The sequence below is a fragment of the Streptomyces sp. NPDC088794 genome (genome assembly GCF_044750545.1).
GTDB lineage: Bacteria > Actinomycetota > Actinomycetes > Streptomycetales > Streptomycetaceae > Streptomyces.
Genome location: NZ_JBIVKB010000005.1, coordinates 558,097 through 576,329, shown reverse-complemented (window position 1 = coordinate 576,329; position 18,233 = coordinate 558,097). Strand labels below are relative to the sequence as shown.

Annotated in this window: 19 protein-coding genes; 5 read left to right on the top strand and 14 right to left on the bottom strand. The window is 71.9% G+C overall.

Annotated features, from left to right (window positions below):
• Positions 1–27: 27 nt before the first annotated feature.
• From ACIP6U_RS18215 to ACIP6U_RS18195, 5 genes are read right to left on the bottom strand one after another with little or no spacing between them, the layout of a single operon-like run.
• Positions 28–1,305: an ABC transporter substrate-binding protein gene (locus ACIP6U_RS18215; RefSeq protein ID WP_401718419.1), complete on the bottom strand. Its 1,278-nt coding sequence runs from the start codon at positions 1,303–1,305 to the stop codon at positions 28–30.
• A complete protein-coding gene (locus ACIP6U_RS18210; protein WP_401718416.1) occupies positions 1,302–2,387 on the bottom strand; it encodes a branched-chain amino acid ABC transporter permease in 1,086 nt (361 codons plus the stop codon). Before ACIP6U_RS18210 ends, ACIP6U_RS18215 begins: the two co-directional genes overlap by 4 nt.
• Positions 2,380–3,270: a branched-chain amino acid ABC transporter permease gene (locus tag ACIP6U_RS18205; protein ID WP_401718413.1), complete on the bottom strand. Its 891-nt coding sequence runs from the start codon at positions 3,268–3,270 to the stop codon at positions 2,380–2,382. The genes ACIP6U_RS18210 and ACIP6U_RS18205 overlap by 8 nt, the downstream gene beginning before the upstream one ends.
• Entirely contained in the window at positions 3,267–4,127 is an 861-nt protein-coding gene (locus ACIP6U_RS18200; RefSeq protein WP_401718410.1) for an ABC transporter ATP-binding protein, read from the bottom strand. Before ACIP6U_RS18200 ends, ACIP6U_RS18205 begins: the two co-directional genes overlap by 4 nt.
• Before the next feature lie 8 nt (positions 4,128–4,135).
• A complete protein-coding gene (locus tag ACIP6U_RS18195) occupies positions 4,136–4,942 on the bottom strand; it encodes an ABC transporter ATP-binding protein (protein WP_401718407.1) in 807 nt (268 codons plus the stop codon).
• Between the two features lie 178 nt (positions 4,943–5,120).
• Here ACIP6U_RS18195 and ACIP6U_RS18190 point away from each other — a divergent pair, with 178 nt between their 5' ends.
• Positions 5,121–6,317 carry a PucR family transcriptional regulator gene (locus ACIP6U_RS18190; RefSeq protein WP_401718404.1) on the top strand — a complete coding sequence of 399 codons (1,197 nt, stop codon included), beginning with the start codon at positions 5,121–5,123 and terminating at the stop codon, positions 6,315–6,317.
• An 89-nt stretch (positions 6,318–6,406) separates the two neighbouring features.
• Here ACIP6U_RS18190 and ACIP6U_RS18185 read toward each other — a convergent pair whose 3' ends face one another.
• Entirely contained in the window at positions 6,407–7,525 is a 1,119-nt protein-coding gene (locus ACIP6U_RS18185; protein ID WP_401718544.1) for a glycerate kinase, read from the bottom strand.
• Between the two features lie 212 nt (positions 7,526–7,737).
• Here ACIP6U_RS18185 and ACIP6U_RS18180 point away from each other — a divergent pair, with 212 nt between their 5' ends.
• Together ACIP6U_RS18180 and ACIP6U_RS18175 are read left to right on the top strand one after the other, a co-directional pair.
• Positions 7,738–8,811 carry an ADP-ribosylglycohydrolase family protein gene (locus ACIP6U_RS18180; RefSeq protein WP_401718401.1) on the top strand — a complete coding sequence of 358 codons (1,074 nt, stop codon included), beginning with the start codon at positions 7,738–7,740 and terminating at the stop codon, positions 8,809–8,811.
• An 89-nt stretch (positions 8,812–8,900) separates the two neighbouring features.
• Positions 8,901–9,395 (top strand): NUDIX domain-containing protein, encoded by a 495-nt coding sequence (locus ACIP6U_RS18175; protein WP_401718398.1) that lies wholly within the window; start codon positions 8,901–8,903, stop codon positions 9,393–9,395.
• A gap of 91 nt (positions 9,396–9,486) precedes the next feature.
• Here the strand turns inward: ACIP6U_RS18175 and ACIP6U_RS18170 are convergent, their stop codons facing one another.
• On the bottom strand, positions 9,487–9,687 hold the full coding sequence (locus ACIP6U_RS18170; protein WP_401718395.1) for a type II toxin-antitoxin system VapB family antitoxin: 201 nt from the start codon (positions 9,685–9,687) through the stop codon (positions 9,487–9,489).
• 78 nt (positions 9,688–9,765) lie between these two features.
• Here ACIP6U_RS18170 and ACIP6U_RS18165 point away from each other — a divergent pair, with 78 nt between their 5' ends.
• Positions 9,766–10,500 (top strand): SIR2 family NAD-dependent protein deacylase, encoded by a 735-nt coding sequence (locus ACIP6U_RS18165; RefSeq protein WP_401718392.1) that lies wholly within the window; start codon positions 9,766–9,768, stop codon positions 10,498–10,500.
• A 21-nt stretch (positions 10,501–10,521) separates the two neighbouring features.
• On the opposite strand, the gene ACIP6U_RS18160 is transcribed toward ACIP6U_RS18165, so the two are convergent.
• Positions 10,522–11,169: a dihydrofolate reductase family protein gene (locus ACIP6U_RS18160; protein WP_401718389.1), complete on the bottom strand. Its 648-nt coding sequence runs from the start codon at positions 11,167–11,169 to the stop codon at positions 10,522–10,524.
• A 130-nt stretch (positions 11,170–11,299) separates the two neighbouring features.
• On the opposite strand from ACIP6U_RS18160, the gene ACIP6U_RS18155 reads away from it, so the two are divergent.
• Positions 11,300–12,232: a LysR family transcriptional regulator gene (locus tag ACIP6U_RS18155; protein WP_401718387.1), complete on the top strand. Its 933-nt coding sequence runs from the start codon at positions 11,300–11,302 to the stop codon at positions 12,230–12,232.
• Between the two features lie 253 nt (positions 12,233–12,485).
• Here the strand turns inward: ACIP6U_RS18155 and ACIP6U_RS18150 are convergent, their stop codons facing one another.
• From ACIP6U_RS18150 to ACIP6U_RS18125, 6 genes are all read right to left on the bottom strand, one after another.
• Complete coding sequence (locus ACIP6U_RS18150) at positions 12,486–12,980, bottom strand: methylated-DNA--[protein]-cysteine S-methyltransferase (RefSeq protein WP_401718384.1); 495 nt, start codon at positions 12,978–12,980, stop codon at positions 12,486–12,488.
• 33 nt (positions 12,981–13,013) lie between these two features.
• A complete protein-coding gene (locus ACIP6U_RS18145) occupies positions 13,014–14,498 on the bottom strand; it encodes an AlkA N-terminal domain-containing protein (protein WP_401718381.1) in 1,485 nt (494 codons plus the stop codon).
• Positions 14,499–14,616: 118 nt separating this feature from the next.
• Positions 14,617–15,087 (bottom strand): hypothetical protein, encoded by a 471-nt coding sequence (locus tag ACIP6U_RS18140; protein WP_401718378.1) that lies wholly within the window; start codon positions 15,085–15,087, stop codon positions 14,617–14,619.
• 165 nt (positions 15,088–15,252) lie between these two features.
• A complete protein-coding gene (locus ACIP6U_RS18135; RefSeq protein ID WP_401718375.1) occupies positions 15,253–16,077 on the bottom strand; it encodes an alpha/beta fold hydrolase in 825 nt (274 codons plus the stop codon).
• Between the two features lie 14 nt (positions 16,078–16,091).
• Entirely contained in the window at positions 16,092–16,628 is a 537-nt protein-coding gene (locus ACIP6U_RS18130; RefSeq protein ID WP_401718372.1) for an O-acetyl-ADP-ribose deacetylase, read from the bottom strand.
• 20 nt (positions 16,629–16,648) lie between these two features.
• Positions 16,649–18,061 (bottom strand): phytoene desaturase family protein, encoded by a 1,413-nt coding sequence (locus ACIP6U_RS18125; protein WP_401718369.1) that lies wholly within the window; start codon positions 18,059–18,061, stop codon positions 16,649–16,651.
• Positions 18,062–18,233: the final 172 nt, after the last annotated feature.

The following is an 18,233-nucleotide window of genomic DNA, read 5'->3' as shown; positions in this document are numbered from 1 at the left end:
CTCGCTCACATGCGGCCCTCGGTGGTCTCAGGCCTTCGGTGTGTACGCCTCCGCCTCCTCGGACGCACCTGCCTCCCGTACGACCTTCATGCCGCCCGTGGCGCTCTTGTCGGGCTGGAGGATCACGCTCTCCCGGGAGGACGCGACGGCCGGGTCGGTGAAGTCCTGGACGGTGCCGAAGCCCGAGTCGAAGGCGTCGAGCGTCAGCAGCGCCTTGTCGACGCCCTCGCGGGTGAGGTCCTTGCTCGCGCAGGCCTTCTTCAGGGCCTCGCCGAAGGCCGACGCGGCGGTCCAGCCCGCGACGATGCCGTTGTCGAGGGAGTCCTTCGGATAGGCCGCCTTGTAGTCGGCGACGAGCTTCGTCGCCTGCGGGGTGTCCGCGCCGATCGGCAGCGAGGGCGAGGCCACCCAGTAGTTCTTCGTCAGGGCCGGACCCGCCTGGGTGGCGAGGAGTTGTGGCGCGAACGCGGAGTTGTTGCCGATCACCGGCACGTCGAAGCCGCTCGCCGCCGCGACGCCGACCAGCGAGGCCGCCTGGCGCGGCCCGGCGCTGATGACGATCGCCTTGACGCCCGCTTTCTTGAGCGCGGTGACCTGGGCGGTCATGTCGTTGTCGGTCGGCTTGATCTTCTGCTCGACGACCGACAACCCTGCCTTGCTCGCCATGTACTTGCTGCCGACCAGGGCGCTCTCGCCGTAGTCGCCCTCGAAGTACACGTGCCCGATCTTGTCGCCCTTCTTGATCCCCTTCTCCTTGATCAGGAAGTCGACGGCGTTGATCGTCTCGATGTCGTACGTCGATCCGATGACCCGGATGTACGGGCTGCCCAGCAGCGCCGCCGACCACGCCTGCGGCAGCACAAGGCCCTTGTCCTGGCCGTCGACGCGCTGCTTGACCGCCGCGACGAACGGCGAGCCGATGAACTGCGCGAAGCCCAGCACCTTCGGCGCCAGCTCGGTGTAGCCGGAGACGGCCTTCTGCGGGTCGTAGCCGTGGTCGCGGACCGTGAGGGCCACCTTGTAGCCGCAGACGCCACCGGCCGCGTTCAGCTGCTTCACGTACAGCTGCTGGGCCTGGGTGACGCTCTTGCCGAGGGTCGCGTAGACGCCGGTCATGTCGGTGAGCGCGCCCAGCGTGATGGTCTTGCCGGAGATCCCCTGGCCGGTCTTGATGCCGCCCGCGCCCGCCTTGTCGCCGTCACCGCTGTCACTGTCCTTGGCCTTGGAGCTGCATCCGGCCGCCGCCAGCACGAGCAGTGCCGCGAGGGCACCCGCCGTGGCTCTGGCCCCGTACGTCCTGTTCATCGTTCCTCCCCTGGATCGGTTCTGACGCGACGCCGGGCGGCCGTACTGACCAGACCGCCGGGCAGGAACAGCACCACCAGCACGACGGCGGCGCCGTAGAGGTACCGGGACGCCTCGCCCGGTGCGATCCCGCCCGTGCCGGGGGCGGAGACCAACGGCAGCGCATCGCTGTAGCGGGTCAGCAGCTGGGGCAGCAGGGACACGAACACGGCCCCGGCCACCGCGCCGGAGACCGAGCCGAGCCCGCCGATGACGATCATGGCGAGGTACTCCAGGGACAGCGTGATGCCGAAGTAGTCGGGCACGGTCCGCTGGAAGACCAGCGCGAGCAGGACGCCCGCGAGGCCCGCGTACATCGAGGACAGCACGAAGACGGCGGCCCGGTGACGGGCCACGGGCACGCCGAGGACGCCGGCCGCGACACTGTGGTCCCGGATCGCGTTCATGGCCCGCCCCGGCCGCCCGCGCAGCACTCCACGGGCGAACAGCGCACCGCCGAGCAGCACGGCCAGGCCCGCGTACCAGAGCTTCTCTGCCGACCCGAACGGCACGGCGGCGACGAGGAGTTCACGGTCGTCGAAGGTGAGGCCGAACAGACTCAGGGGCGGTACGTCCCGGCCGTTCGCCCCGCCGGTCAGGTCGTGGGCGTTGAACATCACGTGCTGGCCGATGAAGACCAGGGCGAGGGTGGCGATCCCCAGGTACGCGCCGCCGAGCCGCCCGGAGATGGGGCTGAACAGCCCGCCCGCGACACCGGCGACCAGCACCGCGAGCACGGCCGCGAGCCAGGTCGGAAGCCCGAGCCCGGTCAGCCCGTCACCGCCGTCCGCCGCGAACACGCAGTACCCGTAGGCGCCGACGGCGAGGAAGAAGGCGTGTCCCATGGAGAGTTGACCGGTCGCGCCGGTGAGCAGGTTGATGCCGATCGCCCCGATCGCGGCGGCCATCGCGAAGAGGCCGGCCTGGAGCCAGAACCGGTCGAGGTAGAAGGGGAGGGCGAGGAGGAGGACGGTCGCGACCGCGGCCCAGACGTATCCGCGGGACCGGATCACCCGCAACGGCTTCACCAGGACCTCAGACACGCGCCAGCTCCTTCGTGCCGAACAGTCCCGCGGGCCGGACGAGCAGGATCGCGACCATGACGAGGTAGGGGGCGAGGTCGCCCAGGCCGCGGCCCAGGAAGGTCAGGTCGCTCTGGTAGCCGGTGGCCAGGGACTCCGTGATGCCGACCAGCAGGCCGCCCACCAGCGCGCCCGTGGTGGAGTCGAGGCCGCCGAGGATCGCCGCCGGGAACGCCTTGAGCGCGGCCAGGGAGGTGGCCCGTTCCAGGCCCGGGGTCGGGAAGACGGTGAGGAAGAGCGCGGCCACGGCGGCCAGTCCCCCGGCCACGGCCCACGCGCCCAGCGAGACCCGCCCGAGCCGTACGCCCATCAGCGCGGCGGTCTCCCCGCTCTCCGCCGCCGCCCGCATCGCCACGCCCCAGGAGGTGAACCGGAAGGCGAGCAGGAACGCGGTGATGAGCAGCGCGGCGGCCACGAACGCGGCGATCCGCGTGTGCGCGAGGGACACCGGCCCGATCTTGAGGACGGCATCGCCCCACGGGTCGCCCAGCGGGATGACGTCGGTGCCGATACGGCGCGTCAGTTCGGTCGTGAGCAGGATATCGACGCCGATGGTGACGATGGCCAGCACACTGTGGTCGCTGCCCCGGTAGCGCCGGATCACCAGGAACTCCACGGCCGCGCCGACCAGCGCGGCCCCCGCGATCCCGACCAGCAGCGCGGGCCAGAAGCCGATGTCGTCGTGCAGGGACGCGGTGATGTATCCGCCCGCGAGCAGCAGCGAGGCATGAGCGAAGTTGACGACCTCGGTGGCCCGGAAGACCACCACGAAGCCGAGCGCGATGAGCGCGTAGACGGAGCCCAACGAGACGCCGTTGAGCAGGACTTCGGCGAAGGTGCTCATGCTCCGGCCCCCAGGTAGGCGCGTACGACGGCCGGATCGTTCTGTACGTCGGCGGGGACGCCGTCCGCGATCAGGCGCCCGAAGTCCAGTACGGTCACCGCGTCCGCGAGCCGCATCACCACCCCCATGTCGTGTTCCACCAGCACGATCGAGATGCCGAGCCCGTCGCGAACTCCCGCGATCACGGCGGCGGTTCGGCGCCGTTCGTCGGCGGTCATGCCCGCGACCGGCTCGTCCAGGAGCAGCAGGCGCGGTTCCATGCACAGCGCGCGGGCCAGTTCGGCGAGCTTCTGCTGTCCGTACGGGAGTGAGCCCGCCGGGCGGTGGAGGCAGTCGGCGATGCCGACGAACTCCGCTATCTCCCGAACGCGTTCACGGTGGAGCTGTTCCTCGCGGGCCGCCGAGGGCAGGCCGAGTCCGGCCGCCAGGAAGCCCGTTCGGGTCAGTCGGTACCGGCCGAGCAGCAGACAGTCCTCGACCGAGGCGCGGGGCGGCAACGCGAGGTTCTGGAAGATGCGGGCGACACCGAGTCCCGCGATGCGGTGCGCGGGCATGCCGGTCAGCTCGTGCGGGCCGAAGCGGACGCTGCCGGCGGTGGCCCGGTAGACCCCCGAAAGCACGTTGAAACAGGTCGACTTGCCCGCGCCGTTCGGCCCGATGAGCGCGTGCACGGTGCCGGGGCGGACCGTGAAGCCGACGTCGTCCAGGGCGGTGAGTCCGGCGAACCGGACGGTGAGGCCGCGGACTTCGAGGGGGTCGGTCGGGGAGGAGTCGAGCCGGTCCGCCCGAGGGTCGTCGACCGGATCCGTGCGTCTCTCCTCGAGGGGTTCCTCGCGAGGCTCTTCGCGCGGTTCCATCCGGCGCCTCACCCCCGCCACCGGGTCAGCGTCCGCCGTACGCCACCCGCCTGTTCGGCATCCGCGTCCGCGGCCGCGTCCTCGTCGACCACGCCCAGGTAGCGGCGGCGCACCTCGTCGGAGGCGGCCAGTTCCTCGGCCGGTCCGGACAGCGTGACCTCGCCGACTTCGAGGACGTACGCGCGTGTGGCGAGCCGCAGGGCGAGGGCCGCGTTCTGTTCGACGAGGAGGACGGAGGTGCCCTGGGCGTTGATCTCGCGGACGGTGTCGGCGATGCGCTGGGCCATGAGCGGGGCGAGGCCGAGGGAGGGTTCGTCGAGGAGCAGCACCTTCGGGGCGGCCATCAGGGCGCGGGCGACGGCGAGCATCTGCTGTTCACCGCCGGAGAGCAGTCCGGCGCGCTGTCCCGAGCGTTCGGCGAGGACGGGGAACAGTTCGTGGACGCGGGCGAGGGCGGCGGCCCGGCCCGAGCGGGCGGCGCCGAGGGCACCCGCGCGCAGGTTGTCGGCGACCGTCATCCGCGCGAACACCCGCCTCCCTTCCGGCACTTGGGACACACCGGCGGCGACCACCCGGTCCGGCGCGAGTCGGTCGAGGCGGCGGTCGCCCAGGCACACGCTGCCCTCGGTGATCGCGCCGCCGTGGAAGGACAGCGTCCGGCTGACCGCCCTGAGCAGCGTGGACTTGCCCGCGCCGTTGCTGCCGAGCACGGTCACCACCGCCCCCTCGGGCACCTCCAGGGACACCCGGCGCACCGCCCGTACGGGTCCGTAGCCGACCGACAGATCACGTACGACCAGTCCGGATCCGCCCATGAACACCCCCTGTTCGACTCGGTGTGGCGCTCACCCCAGCACCGGAGGGGGCGCCCGTCCACGGCCCGTGGCGGAATCGCTGCGAGTGCCCAGCAGGTCGGGCCGGCCGTTGTGCACGCGCACAACACCGCGTGTCAGGGGCCTGTGCGGGACCGTCCCGCGATGGCATCCTCCGGCCATGGGAGCGCGAAGGCCGCGGACCGGTCATGACTGGAAGCTGCTCGCGGAGTCCTGCACGGCTCTGCTGGAACGGCTGCCGCAACTCGTCGACGAGCATCTGCGGCAGCTCACCGAGTACTCCCCCGTCTACGGGCAGGTGCTCCCGCACGACCAGCAGTGGCGCGAGGCCGAGGAGGCGATGCGGATCGGCATCGAGACGCTGTCCGCACCCCGGGACTCCCCGCGCCGGGACCTGGAGTACGCCGAGGACGCGGGCCGGCGCCGGGCCCGGCAGGGCCTGCCCCTTGACCTCCTCGTGCACGCCTACCGCAGCGCCGGTTACCTGCTGTGGGACGCGCTCATCGACGGGGCGGCGGGCCGCGAGCCCGAGCGGCTCACGGCGCTGATGCGCTCGACGACGATGGTGTGGTCGGCGGTGGACGCGCAGGCCCAGACCGCCTCGGAGGCCTATCGCGCCACGGAGGCGGAGCTGCGGCGGCGCACGGACGAGCAGTTGCAGGCGCTGCTCGACGCGCTGCTGGAGGGACAGGCCACACCTGGGCTCGCGGCTCGGGCTGCGGCGGGGCTCGACCTGCCCGAGCACGGGCCGTACGCGGTCGTGGTGCTGCGGGCCGAACGGCGCGAGCCCGCCGAGCGGCCGGTGCAGGGGGCCGGGTTCCGGTTCATCTGGCGGATGCGGGCGGACGGCGAGGTGGGGGTGGTGGCGCTCGCGCCCGGTCAGGGCCTGGACGGCGTCGCGCGCGTGCTCGCCGGGCGCTGCTCGGGACCGGGCGGGCTCAGTCCGGTGGTGCCCGGGCTCGCCGAGCTGGGGCGGGCCCGTCGGCTGGCCGAACTGGCGCTGCGCACCTGTCCGCCGGACGGCACCGCGGTCGTACGCCTGGACCAGCGGATGCCGACCGCGCTGGTGGTCAGCCAGCCGGAGCTGGCGGACCGGCTGGTGGCGGACGTGTTCGGCGCGCTCCTGGAGCTGGAGCCCGCCGACCGGGCCGTGCTCCTGGAGACCCTCGAGGGGTGGCTGGCCTGCGAGGGCTCGGCGGGCCGGGCCGCGGCGCGGCTGTACTGCCACCGCAACACGGTCTTCAACCGATTACGGCGGCTGGAACAGCTCACGTCCCGGTCGCTGGCCAGACCCCGGGACCTGATCGAGATGACGCTGGCGCTGGACGCGTACCGGCTGTCGGGGATGCGGAGGTGAACGGGGTTGAGACGGAAGCCAGTTGGCTGACGCCGGTCGACTGAAGCCGTGCGGGCCTCAGATTGCGCGGGCCCCGGACCGTGCGGGCCTCAGACCAGGAAGTCCCGCGCGATCTGCTCCGCGACCCGTTCCAGGATCGGTCCGGCCTCCGTGATGCACTTGGCGATGTCCGGCTCGATGCCGGTCAGCGGGTACGCCCGCCGGAAGCCGGCCTGCCCCAGCGCCTGCGGTTGCAGGGCGAGCCGCCCGCACACCGCGACGACCTCCTTGCCGGCCGCCCGTGCCGCGGTGGCGACGCCCGCGGGGGCCTTGCCGTGCAGGGTCTGTTCGTCCAGGGAGCCCTCGCCGGTGATCACCAGGTCCGCGTGCTCAAGGGCCGCCGCGAAACCGAGGACGTCGAGCATGACCTCGATGCCGGGGCGGAAGCGGGCGCCGAGCAGGAGGGCGCCGTAGCCGATACCGCCCGCGGCACCCGCGCCCGGCGCGAGGGCGTACTCGGCGGCCTTGGCGCCGACCGAGTCCTCCAGCACCTTGGCGTAGTGGGCAAGGGCCGCGTCCAGGGCCTCCACGTCGTCCGGCGAGGCGCCCTTCTGCGGCCCGTAGACCGCGGGGGCGCCCTTCGGCCCGGTGAGCGGGTTGTCCACGTCGCTGGCGAGCACCAGGTCGACGGAGGCGAAGCGGGGGTCAAGGGCCGACAGGTCGGCGGAGGCGAGCTCGGCCAGACCACCGCCGCCCGGCGGGACCGGCTCCCCCTCGGCGTCCAGGAACCGCGCGCCGAGCGCGGACAGCATGCCGGCGCCGCCGTCGGTCGTGGCGCTGCCGCCGACCCCGAACACGACGGTCCGCGCGCCCGCGTCGAGCGCGGCCCGCAGCAGTTCCCCGGAGCCGTACGTCGAGGCCGTGAGCGGCGCGAAGACGCCCGCGGGCAGTCGCTGCAACCCGCTGGCCTCGGCCATCTCGACGACCGCCGTGTCGCCGCGCAGCGCGAAGGCCGCCGTCACCTCGTGCCCGAGCGGTCCCGCGACCCGCACCTCGTGCCGCTCGAAACCGGCCGCGACCGCCGCGTCCACGGTGCCGTCACCGCCGTCGGCCACGGGGAGCGACGCCACCTGGAGCGTCGGGACGATCCGGCGCAGCCCGGTCGTCACCCGCTCGGCGACCTGTACGGCCGTCAGCGAGCCCTTGAACTTGTCCGCGGCGATGAGCACCCGCTGTGTCACCAGTTATCCCCTTGCTCTCCGGGTCCCGCACATGTCAGGACCAGTCGCGCCGCTGTGACCTTAACCGGAGGACGGCCTCGCCGTCATGCCCCGACCGTTCCCTGAGAACGGGGTGGGAACAACGTACGAGCGCGGTGGGAAACCCCTGTGCGGACCGCCGGGGACGAGACGGCGGCCCCGGATTCGGGTAGACCGGGACCATGACCCCTGTGGGCACCGCGCCAGAGCTCGCCGACCGCGTTCTCGGGGGCTGGCTGGGCCGGATCTCGGGCAACATGCTCGGCAAGCCGGTCGAGCAGGGCGACCTGTGGACGCGGGACCGGATCGACCGCTATCTGCGGCAGGCCGCCGCCCTGCCGCTCACCGACTACCTGCCCGCGCCCGCCGACGAGAGCGACGGCTTCGAGCTGCGCCCCGAGTGGCGTCAGTGCGTGCGCGGCCGCATCCACGGCAGCTGTCGTGACGACGACGTCGACTACGCGATCCTCGGCCTCGACCTGCTGGAGACCCACGGTTTCGGCTTCAGCACCGAGCAGGTCGGCGATCTGTGGCTGCTGCGGCTGCCGTATCTGCAGACCTACACGGCGGAACGGGCCGCGTACCGCAACCTCGCCAACGGGCTCAAACCGCCGCTGACGGCGACGTACGACAACCCCTACCAGGAGTGGATCGGCGCGCTGATCCGAGCCGACATCTACGGCTGGACCTGCCCGGGCGTCCCCCGCCGGGCCGCCTCCCTGGCCCGCCGGGACGCGGTGCTGTCCCATACGGGCAGCGGTGTCTACGGCGCCATGTGGGCGGCGGCGCTGATCTCGGCGGCCTTCACCGCGCCGACCGTGCGGCACGCGGTGGACCAGGCGCTGGCCGTCATCCCGGCGGGCAGCCGGCTCGCCCGTACCGTGCGCCGGGTCGTCTCGCTCCACGACACCCGCATGACCTGGGAGGACACGCTCACCACGGTGTCCGAGGAGACCGCCGGGCTCGGCTGGATCCACACCATCCCGAACGCGGCCGTGCTCACCGCCGGGCTGCTGTACGGCGACGGCGACTTCACCCGCACCATCACGCTCACCGTCCGCGGCGGGCTGGACACCGACTCCAACGGCGCGACGGCCGGCTCGGTGGCGGGCGTCCTGACCGGCGCGGACGCCATCCCGGCGCAGTGGAAGGAACCGCTGGAGGACACGGTACGCAGCGCGGTCTTCGGCTTCGACCGGGCCCGGATCAGTGAACTGGCGGAGCGGACGGTGCAGTTGGCGGAGGTGGACGCCTGATCCGTCCTTGTTCGGCCGGGTAGGGAGTCCGGGGCTCGACTGCACGGGGAGTTCGAGGCGTGGTCGTTCCGGCTGGTTACCCTTCCTGGATGACGACCTCCGAAGACTTCGCCGCGTACATCGCCGGCCTGCCCCGGGTGCTCGCCGGGGCCGCCGCCCTCTTCCGTGACGCCGCGGGCCGGGTGCTGCTCGTCGAGCCCAACTACCGTGAGGGCTGGGCGCTTCCGGGCGGCACGATCGAGTCCGACGACGGCGAGACCCCGCGCCAGGGCGCGCGCCGCGAGACCCTCGAGGAGATCGGCCTCGACCGCGAACTCGGTCAACTGCTCGCGGTGGACTGGGTGTACAAGCCGACCTGGCCGCCGCTGGTGGCGTACCTGTACGACGGCGGAGTCCTCACCGAGGACGACTTCAAGGCGATCCGCCTCCAGGAGGAGGAGCTGCTGTCCTGGCGCCTGGTGGAGCCCGAACAGCTCACCGAGTACCTCCAGGGCCCCCTCGGCCACCGCGTCCTGATCGCCCTGGACGTCCTGACGGAGGGCTCGGGCCCGGCGGAACTGGAGAACGGGCAGCGGGTCGGCTGACGAGGGTCTCCTGCCGACACGGACCGGCGCCGAGGTCAAGGTCGACGTCGAGGTCAAGGTCGGGGTCGGGGTCGGGGTCGGGGTCGGCTGATCAGCCCTCGACATCCCTCGGCTTGCCGTCCACCTCGCGCAGGACCTCGTCCCGGGCGGCCACCCGCGCCTCGGTCCGGTGACCGCGCTCGATGTAGTCGCGTACGACGAGCTCGACGGCGTCCTGGGGGTTGCCGACGCCCGAGAGCACCATGACTTCCACGACGAGCGCGGCGTCCAGCGAAATGTTGACCTTGGCCATGCCGGGACGCTAACACCGCACCGGACCACCGCGATATCCGTTGGCCGCGCACGGACACGCCGACCTACGCTCGACGCCATGAGCAGACCACTGGTCGCCCTTCTCAGCGGCGCGGGTATCTCCACCGACTCGGGCATCCCCGACTACCGCGGCCCCAACGGCCTGTGGCGCCATGACCCCGAGGCCGAGAAGCTCGTCACGTACGAGTACTACATGAACGACCCGGAGATCCGCCGCCGTTCATGGCAGATGCGGCGGAAAAACCGCACGCTGACGGCCGAACCGAACGCCGCGCACGTGGCGGTGGCCGAGCTGGAACGGGACGGCGTGCCGGTACGAGTGCTCACGCAGAACGTCGACGGACTGCACCAGCGGGCCGGCATGCCCGCCCGCAAAGTGCTCGAACTGCACGGCAGCGCACGGAGTTTCGTGTGCACCAAGTGCGCCGCGCGCGGGCCGATGGAGGACGCGATCGCCCGCGTCGAGGCCGGCGAGGAGGACCCGCCCTGCCTCGACTGCGGAGGCATCCTCAAGTCCGCGACCGTCTTCTTCGGCGAACACCTCGACCCGGTCGTCCTGGGCGAGGCCGCCGCGATCGCCAAGGCCTGCCAGGTGTTCATCGCCGTCGGCAGCAGCCTCCAGGTACACCCCGCGGCGGGACTGGCCGGGGTCGCCGCCGACCACGGGGCGCGGCTCGTCATCGTCAACGCCGAGCCGACCCCGTACGACGAACGGGCCGACCAGGTCGTACGGGAACCCATCGGCACCGCCCTGCCGGCACTCCTGTGCCGGCTGGGCACGGAGGAGGAGTGACGGCTCCCTCGGCGGGCCTGTTCAGGCGCCCGCGCGGGTGAAGGTGACGTGCGTGACTCCAGTGGGCGACGAGGTGGCCTCGACCTCGTAGTCCTTCTCCACGTCCTCCAGTCCGTCCCAGAGGCGTACGCCCCGGCCGAGCAGGATCGGCACCACCACGACGTGCATACGGTCGATGAGGCCGGCGGCGAGGAAGTCGCGGACGACGGTGACTCCGCCGCCGATGCGTACGTCCTGGCCGTCCGCGGCCTCGCGGGCCGTCTCGAGCGCCTTGTCGGGGGACGTGTCGAGGAAGTGGAACGTCGTGCCGCCCTCCATCTCGATCGACGGGCGCGGGTGGTGGGTGAGGACGAACGTCGGTGTGTGGAACGGCGGGTTGGGCCCCCACCACCCCTTCCACTCCGGGTCCTCGTGCCAGCCGGGCGGCCCGAACTTCCCCGCGCCCATGATCTCGGCACCGACTCCGGGCGCGAACTGCTGGGCGAAGGCGTCATCGATACCGCCGGTGCCACCGGCACCACCGGTCATGTCGTGCCAGAACCGAGTGGTGAACATCCACTGGTGCAGCCGTTCACCGGCATGACCGAACGGCGCGTCCTTGCTCTGGACGTCACCGGTGCCGAAGCCGTCGAGCGAGATGGAGAAGTTGTGAACGCGGGCAAGTGACATGGGCGGCGATTCCTTTCCTTCTGTCGGTCCAGTTTCGTCGAATCGACTCGGTCTCGCAGAAATGATGGTCACGCCGCAGTCATGACGTCCAATGCCACTTCTCTTCATGACTCATAGATAAACTTGATCGATGCTGAACCTGACACACCTCAAGGTCCTGGACGCGGTCGCCCGCCTCGGATCGGTGACCGAGGCGGCGAAGGACCTGCACTACTCCCAGCCGTCGGTCAGCCACCACCTGGGCCGGCTCGAAGCGGCCAGCGGCGCGAAGCTCGTCCAGCGGGTGGGCCGCGGTATCCGGCTCACCCCCGAGGGCGAGTTCCTGGCGCGCCGGGCGAGGGAGATCCTGGGGCGGGTCGACGCCGCGTCCGTCGAGCTCGCCGCCCGCGTGGGCCTCCGTGCCGGACGGGTACGACTCGCCGGTTTCCAGACGGTCCTCAGCACCCTCGTGCCGAAGGCGGCCACCGAGTTGTCCCGGACCTACCCGGGAATCGAGCTGAACCTGGTCGACGCCCACCCGGTCGAGGGCTTGCAGATGCTGCGCGCGGGGCACGTCGACATCGCCCTGATCTTCCGGCACACCGAGACCCCACTGGAGGAGGAGGGCTTCCGGCTCACCCACCTGCTGGACGACCCGCTCTACCTCATCAGCGACCGACCCCGTCCGCGTCTGGGGGACCACCGCGACTCCCCCTGGGTCGGCGGCTGCGAACGCTGCCGAGCCGCCACGATCACGGCCTGTGAAGGTGCGGGCTTCGCACCGCGGATCGCCTACTCCTGCGACGACACGGTCGTCTCCCAGGCCTTGGTGGCCTCCGGAATGGGCGTCGCCATCCTCAACGGACTCGCCCTTCGGGCCCACCGGGCACCGGGCATCCACACCACCCGCCTCACCGGCAACGCCCGCCGCATCTACGCCGCCACCTACGGCGACCCACCGGACCCGCCGGCCACGGCGGCGCTGATCGAGATCCTGACGGCACAGGCGCGAGGAACGGACCGGGAGCGGACAGGAGAGCCGGATCCGGTCAATCGATCCAGCACAAGCGCTGATCCACGCTGAGGAAGGCACGGTCCGTCAACACCGAGCCGTCACCGTACGAGCAGGTGAATTAAGGGTCGATCTGCACCGCTACGACCTTTGCGGGGACCTTGGTCTGGTCCGTAAGATCACCTTGTCGTCGGCGGCGATCATGACACGCCTGGCGGGTATCGCGGCGATCGTGGTGCCCATAACTTGGCCAGCGGAGTGGATGCCGCACACGATCACTACCGCGCAACTCGACTGCAGGCAAACGCGTATGGGAACGGAGCGGCTAGAACAGAGTCGTCCCGCTCTCCAACCCGCCCTCGAACGCCAGCAGTCGCTGCTTGCGGTCCAACCCGCCGCCGTACCCCGTCAGGCTGCCGCTCGTGCCGATGACCCGGTGGCAGGGGACGATGATGCTGATGGGGTTCTTGCCGTTGGCCAGGCCGACCGCGCGCGAGGCGCCCGGGTTGCCCAGGGCTTCGGCCAGGTCACCGTAGGAGCGGGTCTCCCCGTAGGGGATCAGGGCGAGTTGGTCCCAGACACGGCGCTGGAACGGGGTGCCGGTCAGCTTCAGGTCGAGGGTGAACTCCTTCAACTCGCCCGCGAAATAGGCCTCCAGCTGCTCCTCCGCCGCACCGAAACCCGCGTCGTCGCGCGAGCCGAAGGTCTCCTCGGGCGGGCGGTGGCGATGTTCGGTCATGTAGAGGCCACATAGGACACCGTCGTCGGCGACGAGGGTGAGGGGGCCGTAGGGGCTGGGGATGACGGTGTGCTGCTTCATTTTCTGCGCATGCCCTTACATCTACGAAAGCGCTTATACCGGGAGGAAGTTGATCGGGTGGCTGTCGGTCGCCCACAGGTACTGGGTCGCGTACGCCCGCCAGGGGCGCCAGGCCGCCGCGCGGGCCGTGAGGGCCGACGGGGTGGACGGGAGGCCCAACTCCTGGGCGGCACGCCGGATTCCGAGGTCGGTGGCGAGGAAGGCGTCGGGGTCGCCGAGGGCGCGCATCGCGATGACGTCGGCCGTCCAGGGGCCGAAGCCGGGGAGGGAGAGGAGGGCCGTCCGGGTCTCGGGCCAGTCGCTCTCCGGGCCCAAGTGGAGCGTGCCGTCGGCCAGTTGGCTTACGAGTGTGGTGAAAGTGGTGCGGCGGCTACGGGGCATCGCCAGGGATTCCGGGTCGAGCGCGGCCAGCGCCTCGGGGGTCGGGAAAAGGTGGGTGAGGCCGCCTTCGGGGTCCTCCACCGGGTCGCCGTGCGCGGTGACCAGGCGGGCCGCGTGGGTACGGGCGGCGGCGGTGGAGACCTGCTGGCCCAGTACGGCGCGTACGGCGAACTCCGCCTCGTCGACCGTGCGCGGGACGCGTCGACCGGGGGCCTTGTCGACGAGCGGGGCGAGCAGCGGGTCCGTGCGCAGCTGGTCGTCGATGGCGACCGGATCGGCGTCGAGGTCGAGCATCCGGCGGCAGCGGCTGATGGCGACGGTGAGATCGCGCAGGTCGCTGAGGGTGAGGCGGCAGGCGATGTGGTCGGCGGCCGGAGTGAGCGCGGCGATGCCGTGGCCGTACGGGAGGCGGAGCGTGCGGCGGTAGGAGCCGTCCCGCCACTCCTCCACCCCGGGTACGGCGGTCGCCGCGAGGTGGCCGAAGAGGTTGTCGGGGTTGAGCGGGGCACGGAAGGGGAGCCGGAGCGTCAGCACGCCGGGCGTGAGGGCCGCCGTGGCCCTCTTCGGGCGGCGGTTGCGCAGTTCGGTCGGCGAGAGGGCGAAGACCTCGCGCACGGTGTCGTTGAAGGTGCGGATCGAGGAGAAGCCGGCCGCGAAGGCTAGCTCCGCCATCGGGAGCGGGGTCGTCTCGATCAACAGGCGTGCGGTCTGGGCGCGTTGGGCCCGCGCGAGCGCGAGCGGTCCGGCGCCGAGCTCGGCGAGCAGTTGGCGTTCGACCTGCCGGGTGCTGTAGCCGAGGCGGGCGGCGAGGCCGGGGACGCCGTCGCGGTCCACGACACCGTCGGCGATCAGCCGCATCGCGCGGGCGACGAGGTCGGCGCGCTGGTTCCACTCCGGGGAACCGGGGCTGGTGTCGGGCCGGCACCGCTTGCAGGCCCGGAACCCGGCCTGCTGGCAGGCCGCCGCGCTGGGGTAGAAGACCATGTTCTCGGGCTTGGGCGGGACCACGGGGCAACTGGCCCGGCAGTAGATCCGGGTCGTCAGGACCGCCGTGAAGAACCAGCCGTCGAAGCGCGCGTCCTTGGACTGGACGGCGCGTACGCAGCGCTCTCGGTCGGTGTGCATCCCGTTCTGCATGCGTCCAGCATCGACGATGTGCGGGGGCGGGGCTGGCGGGAATCCGACATCAGCCTTGCGTGCCCTGGGGCACCTCGGATCGCCAGGGCGACCCTACTCACCGCCCCCGCGACCCACGTCACGCCACCTTGCGGCCCGCCGTCTCCTGCTGCGAGGCCAGCGCCCAGATGACGAACACGTCGATGGCCATCATGATCAGGGACCACAGCGGCGAGTACGGCAGGAACAGGAACTGTGCGACCAGGCTCAACGAGGCCAGGAAGATGCCAGTGAGCCGGGCCCAGGACTCGCCCCTGAGCACGCCCCAGCCGGTCACGGCGACCAGCGCGCCGAGGATGACGTGGATCCATCCCCAGCCGGTGAGGTTGAGTTCGTAGACGTAGCTGCCGACCCGGCCGTAGACGTCGTCCTTGGCGATCGCCGCGATGCCCTCCAGAACGGCCAGGACACCGTTGCACAGCATCAGCACGCCGGCGAAGACGACACCGCCGGACGCCCAGCCGTCACCGCCCCCTCCGGGGTGCGCGGAACGCGGGGCGGACGGGGTGCCGGCGGGCGTGCCGGTCGGGTGCGCTGCCTGCTGGCTCATGGGTGCTGGTCCCTTCTGAGGCCCCCGCTGTCACTGGGACCGAGCCTTCGGCCGACGGCTGGGGGCCGCCATCCCGACTACGCCGAACGGGTGAACGGGAGAGGTGCTCGGCCGGCCCGGACGACTCGAAGAAGCCCAGGTCATCCGCCACAGCCCACGCCTACATCAGCCCGCCCGCCGGATCTCCTCCACGAAGCCGGTCACGACATCCACGTACTCCTCCGGACTCGTCACATGAGGGACGTGCCCGGAGCCCTCGAAGACGTGGGCCCGGGCCTGCGGCAGCGTCTCGGTCAGCCGGGCCGCGATCGGGTGCAGCCATGCGGGGCTGGTCGTGCCGTGCGTGACCAGGAGGGGAACGGCCCGGCCCGCGAGGCGGTCGAGATCGAGGGCGGCCCATGCCGGGTCGCCGTGCTCGTCCAGGAAGGTGGGGGCGTTGGCGACCACGGTGTCGCGAGCCTTGTCGGGGAGCTTGTCCCACTCCCCCGGGCCCAGCGCGATCCCGTCCATGAACCGGCGCGCTCCCTCCAGGTCCTCGCCCGCCCGCAAGTGGTCGAGGACGGCGGCCAGTTCCTGCCGGACCGATGTGATCATCGGCAGCGGTACGGGATCGTCGGCGACGACGTCCAGGAGCGGCGGCTCGTGCACGGTGAGCCCCCGGAAGAGTTCGGGGCGTCGGGCGGCCAGGCCGAGTGCGGTGGACGCGCCGAAGGAGTTGGCCGCCACGTACGCCGGCCCGGACCCGAGCGCCGTGATCAGCGCGGCCAGGTCCTCCTCGTCCTCGAAGCGGGTCCCCTGCCCGGGCGGGCGTTCGCTGCGGCTGTGCCCACGGCGGTCGTAGACCAGGACCCGGAACCGCTCCGCGAACGCGTCGCGGACGCGCAGCCATGCGTAGTGGTCGTCCCAGGAGCCGTGCACCAGGACCAACGGGTCGCCGTCGCCCACGACTTCGCGGTAGAGACCCACGCCGTTCACTTCGACCAGTGGCATACGACCATTCCCCTTCACGGACCGAACCGCGGTGCCGGCCGGTCCAGTTGCGCCGCGAACACCTCGTGAGCGGGCCGGTCGAAGAGGACGAACCTGACCTCCTCGACCGCGGTGTCCGTGGCTCTGACCGTCTCCACGGCGATCCGGGCACCGTCGTCCATCGGCCAGCCGAAGATGCCGGTGGAGATCGCCGGGAACGCGACCGTACGAGCGCCCAGTTCGTCGGCGATCCGCAGCGACTCCCGGTAGCAGGAGGCCAGTTGGGCCGAGCGGTCCTCGCTCGTGCTGTGCACCGGGCCGACCGTGTGGATCACCCAGCGGGCGTCCAGGTCGCCCGCCGTGGTGGCGACGGCGCGGCCGGTGGCCAGCCCCTTGCCGTAGTGGGAGGCGCGCAGCCTGCGGCACTCCTCAAGGATCGCGGGGCCGCCACGGCGGTGGATCGCGCCGTCGACTCCTCCGCCGCCGAGCAGGGAGGAGTTGGCCGCGTTGACGATCGCGTCGACGCTCTCGCGCGTGATGTCGCCCTGGACGAGGGTGATGGTGGGGGTCATACGGACACCTCCAGAACAGGTCAGGACTGCTCGCGCAGCCTGCGCCAGACCGCCTTCGCCGCGTTGTGTCCCGACATGCCGTGCACACCCGGCCCCGGCGGCGTGGCCGAGGAGCAGATGAAGACGGCGGGGTGCGGGGTGGTGTACGGCGACAGGGAGAGCTTGGGGCGCAGCAGGGTCTGGAGGCCGGAGACCGCGCCGGAACCGATGTCGCCGCCGACGTAGTTGGCGTTGCGCGCGGCGAGTTCGGGTGGTCCGGCGATCGCGCGGGCGAGGACGCGGTCGCGGAACCCCGGGGCGAAGCGCTCCAGTTGGCGTTCCATCGCGTCCGTGAGGTCGCCGGTCCAGCCGCTCGGGACATGTCCGTACGCCCAGAAGACCTGCTTGCCCTCGGGTGCGCGGCCGGGGTCGACGACACCGGGCTGCACCGTGATCAGGAACGGTCGGTCGGGCGCCCGGCCCTCCCGGGAGGCCGCCCGCAGTGCGATGCCGATCTCCCCGCTGTCGGCGCCGATCTGTACCGTGCCGGCGAGGCGGGCCTGCTCGGCGGTCCACGGCACCGGGCCGTCCAGCGCGTAGTCGACCTTGAAGACGCCGGGGCCGTACCGGTAGCCCTCGTAGTAGCGGCCGAAGCCCGCGATCCGGGCCAGGGCGGTCGGCGAGGTGTCGAAGACGTACGCGCGGGCGGGCGGCAGGTCGTCGAGGCGCTTGACCTCGTAGTCCGTGTGGACCGTGCCGCCGACGTCCTTGAGGTAGGCGGTGAGCGCGTCGGAGATGGACTGCGAGCCGCCGCGGGCGACCGGCCAGCCGTGCGCGTGCGCGGCGAGGGCGAAGACCAGGCCGATGGCGCCGGTGGCGAAGCCGGAGAGGGGGGCCATGACGTGGGCGACGAGGCCCGCGAAGAGGGTCTTGGCCCGCTCGTCGTGGAAGCGGCGGGTCAGCCAGGTGGACGGGGGCAGACCGACGAGGCCGAAGCGGGCGAGGGTCACCGGGTCGCGCGGGAGCGCGGTGAGCGGCAGCGACATGAAGTCGCGTACCAGGGTGTTCCACTTGGGGAGGAAGGGCTCGACCAGCCTGCGGTACGGTCCCGCGTCCCGGGGCCCGAAGGAGGCGGCCGTCTCGGCGACCGACCGGGACAGCACTGCGGCGGTGCCGTCGGTGAAGGGGTGCGCCATGGGCAGCTCGGGCTGGAGCCACTCCAGGCCGTACCGCTCCAGGGGCAGGGCGCGGAACGCCGGGGAGCTGATCCCGAGCGGGTGGGCTGCGGAGCAGGGGTCGTGGCGGAAGCCGGGAAGGGTGAGCTCTTCCGTACGGGCTCCCCCGCCCACGGTGTCACGGGCCTCGAAGACCGCCACGGAGAAGCCGCGACGGGCCAGCTCCACGGCCGCGGTCAGCCCGTTGGGCCCCGCTCCCACCACGACCACATCGAGCATCGACGGCACCTTCGGACCCCTTCGTCAGCCGATGGCCTGCGGGGTCAGGATATGACGGGGCACTGACACCCATGGGCCATGGGTGCTGCACTTTGGGGCGGTCATCGGGAGATGGCGTGCCCCCGACGGCGCCCCCGACCGTCCCCGACCTCCTTGGTCTCCTCGGTCCTCC

Excerpts from the sequence above, each read along its gene's own strand:
- ACIP6U_RS18125 (WP_401718369.1), bottom strand. The coding sequence starts at position 18,061 with ATGCTCGATGTGGTCGTGGTGGGAGCGGGGCCCAACGGGCTGACCGCG.
- ACIP6U_RS18155 (WP_401718387.1), top strand. The coding sequence starts at position 11,300 with ATGCTGAACCTGACACACCTCAAGGTCCTGGACGCGGTCGCCCGCCTC.
- ACIP6U_RS18195 (WP_401718407.1), bottom strand. The coding sequence starts at position 4,942 with ATGGGCGGATCCGGACTGGTCGTACGTGATCTGTCGGTCGGCTACGGA.
- ACIP6U_RS18150 (WP_401718384.1), bottom strand. The coding sequence starts at position 12,980 with ATGAAGCAGCACACCGTCATCCCCAGCCCCTACGGCCCCCTCACCCTC.
- ACIP6U_RS18135 (WP_401718375.1), bottom strand. The coding sequence starts at position 16,077 with ATGCCACTGGTCGAAGTGAACGGCGTGGGTCTCTACCGCGAAGTCGTG.
- ACIP6U_RS18215 (WP_401718419.1), bottom strand. The coding sequence starts at position 1,305 with ATGAACAGGACGTACGGGGCCAGAGCCACGGCGGGTGCCCTCGCGGCA.
- ACIP6U_RS18190 (WP_401718404.1), top strand. The coding sequence starts at position 5,121 with ATGGGAGCGCGAAGGCCGCGGACCGGTCATGACTGGAAGCTGCTCGCG.
- ACIP6U_RS18145 (WP_401718381.1), bottom strand. The coding sequence starts at position 14,498 with ATGCAGAACGGGATGCACACCGACCGAGAGCGCTGCGTACGCGCCGTC.
- ACIP6U_RS18140 (WP_401718378.1), bottom strand. The coding sequence starts at position 15,087 with ATGAGCCAGCAGGCAGCGCACCCGACCGGCACGCCCGCCGGCACCCCG.
- ACIP6U_RS18175 (WP_401718398.1), top strand. The coding sequence starts at position 8,901 with ATGACGACCTCCGAAGACTTCGCCGCGTACATCGCCGGCCTGCCCCGG.
- ACIP6U_RS18165 (WP_401718392.1), top strand. The coding sequence starts at position 9,766 with ATGAGCAGACCACTGGTCGCCCTTCTCAGCGGCGCGGGTATCTCCACC.
- ACIP6U_RS18130 (WP_401718372.1), bottom strand. The coding sequence starts at position 16,628 with ATGACCCCCACCATCACCCTCGTCCAGGGCGACATCACGCGCGAGAGC.
- ACIP6U_RS18170 (WP_401718395.1), bottom strand. The coding sequence starts at position 9,687 with ATGGCCAAGGTCAACATTTCGCTGGACGCCGCGCTCGTCGTGGAAGTC.
- ACIP6U_RS18160 (WP_401718389.1), bottom strand. The coding sequence starts at position 11,169 with ATGTCACTTGCCCGCGTTCACAACTTCTCCATCTCGCTCGACGGCTTC.
- ACIP6U_RS18180 (WP_401718401.1), top strand. The coding sequence starts at position 7,738 with ATGACCCCTGTGGGCACCGCGCCAGAGCTCGCCGACCGCGTTCTCGGG.
- ACIP6U_RS18205 (WP_401718413.1), bottom strand. The coding sequence starts at position 3,270 with ATGAGCACCTTCGCCGAAGTCCTGCTCAACGGCGTCTCGTTGGGCTCC.
- ACIP6U_RS18200 (WP_401718410.1), bottom strand. The coding sequence starts at position 4,127 with ATGGAACCGCGCGAAGAGCCTCGCGAGGAACCCCTCGAGGAGAGACGC.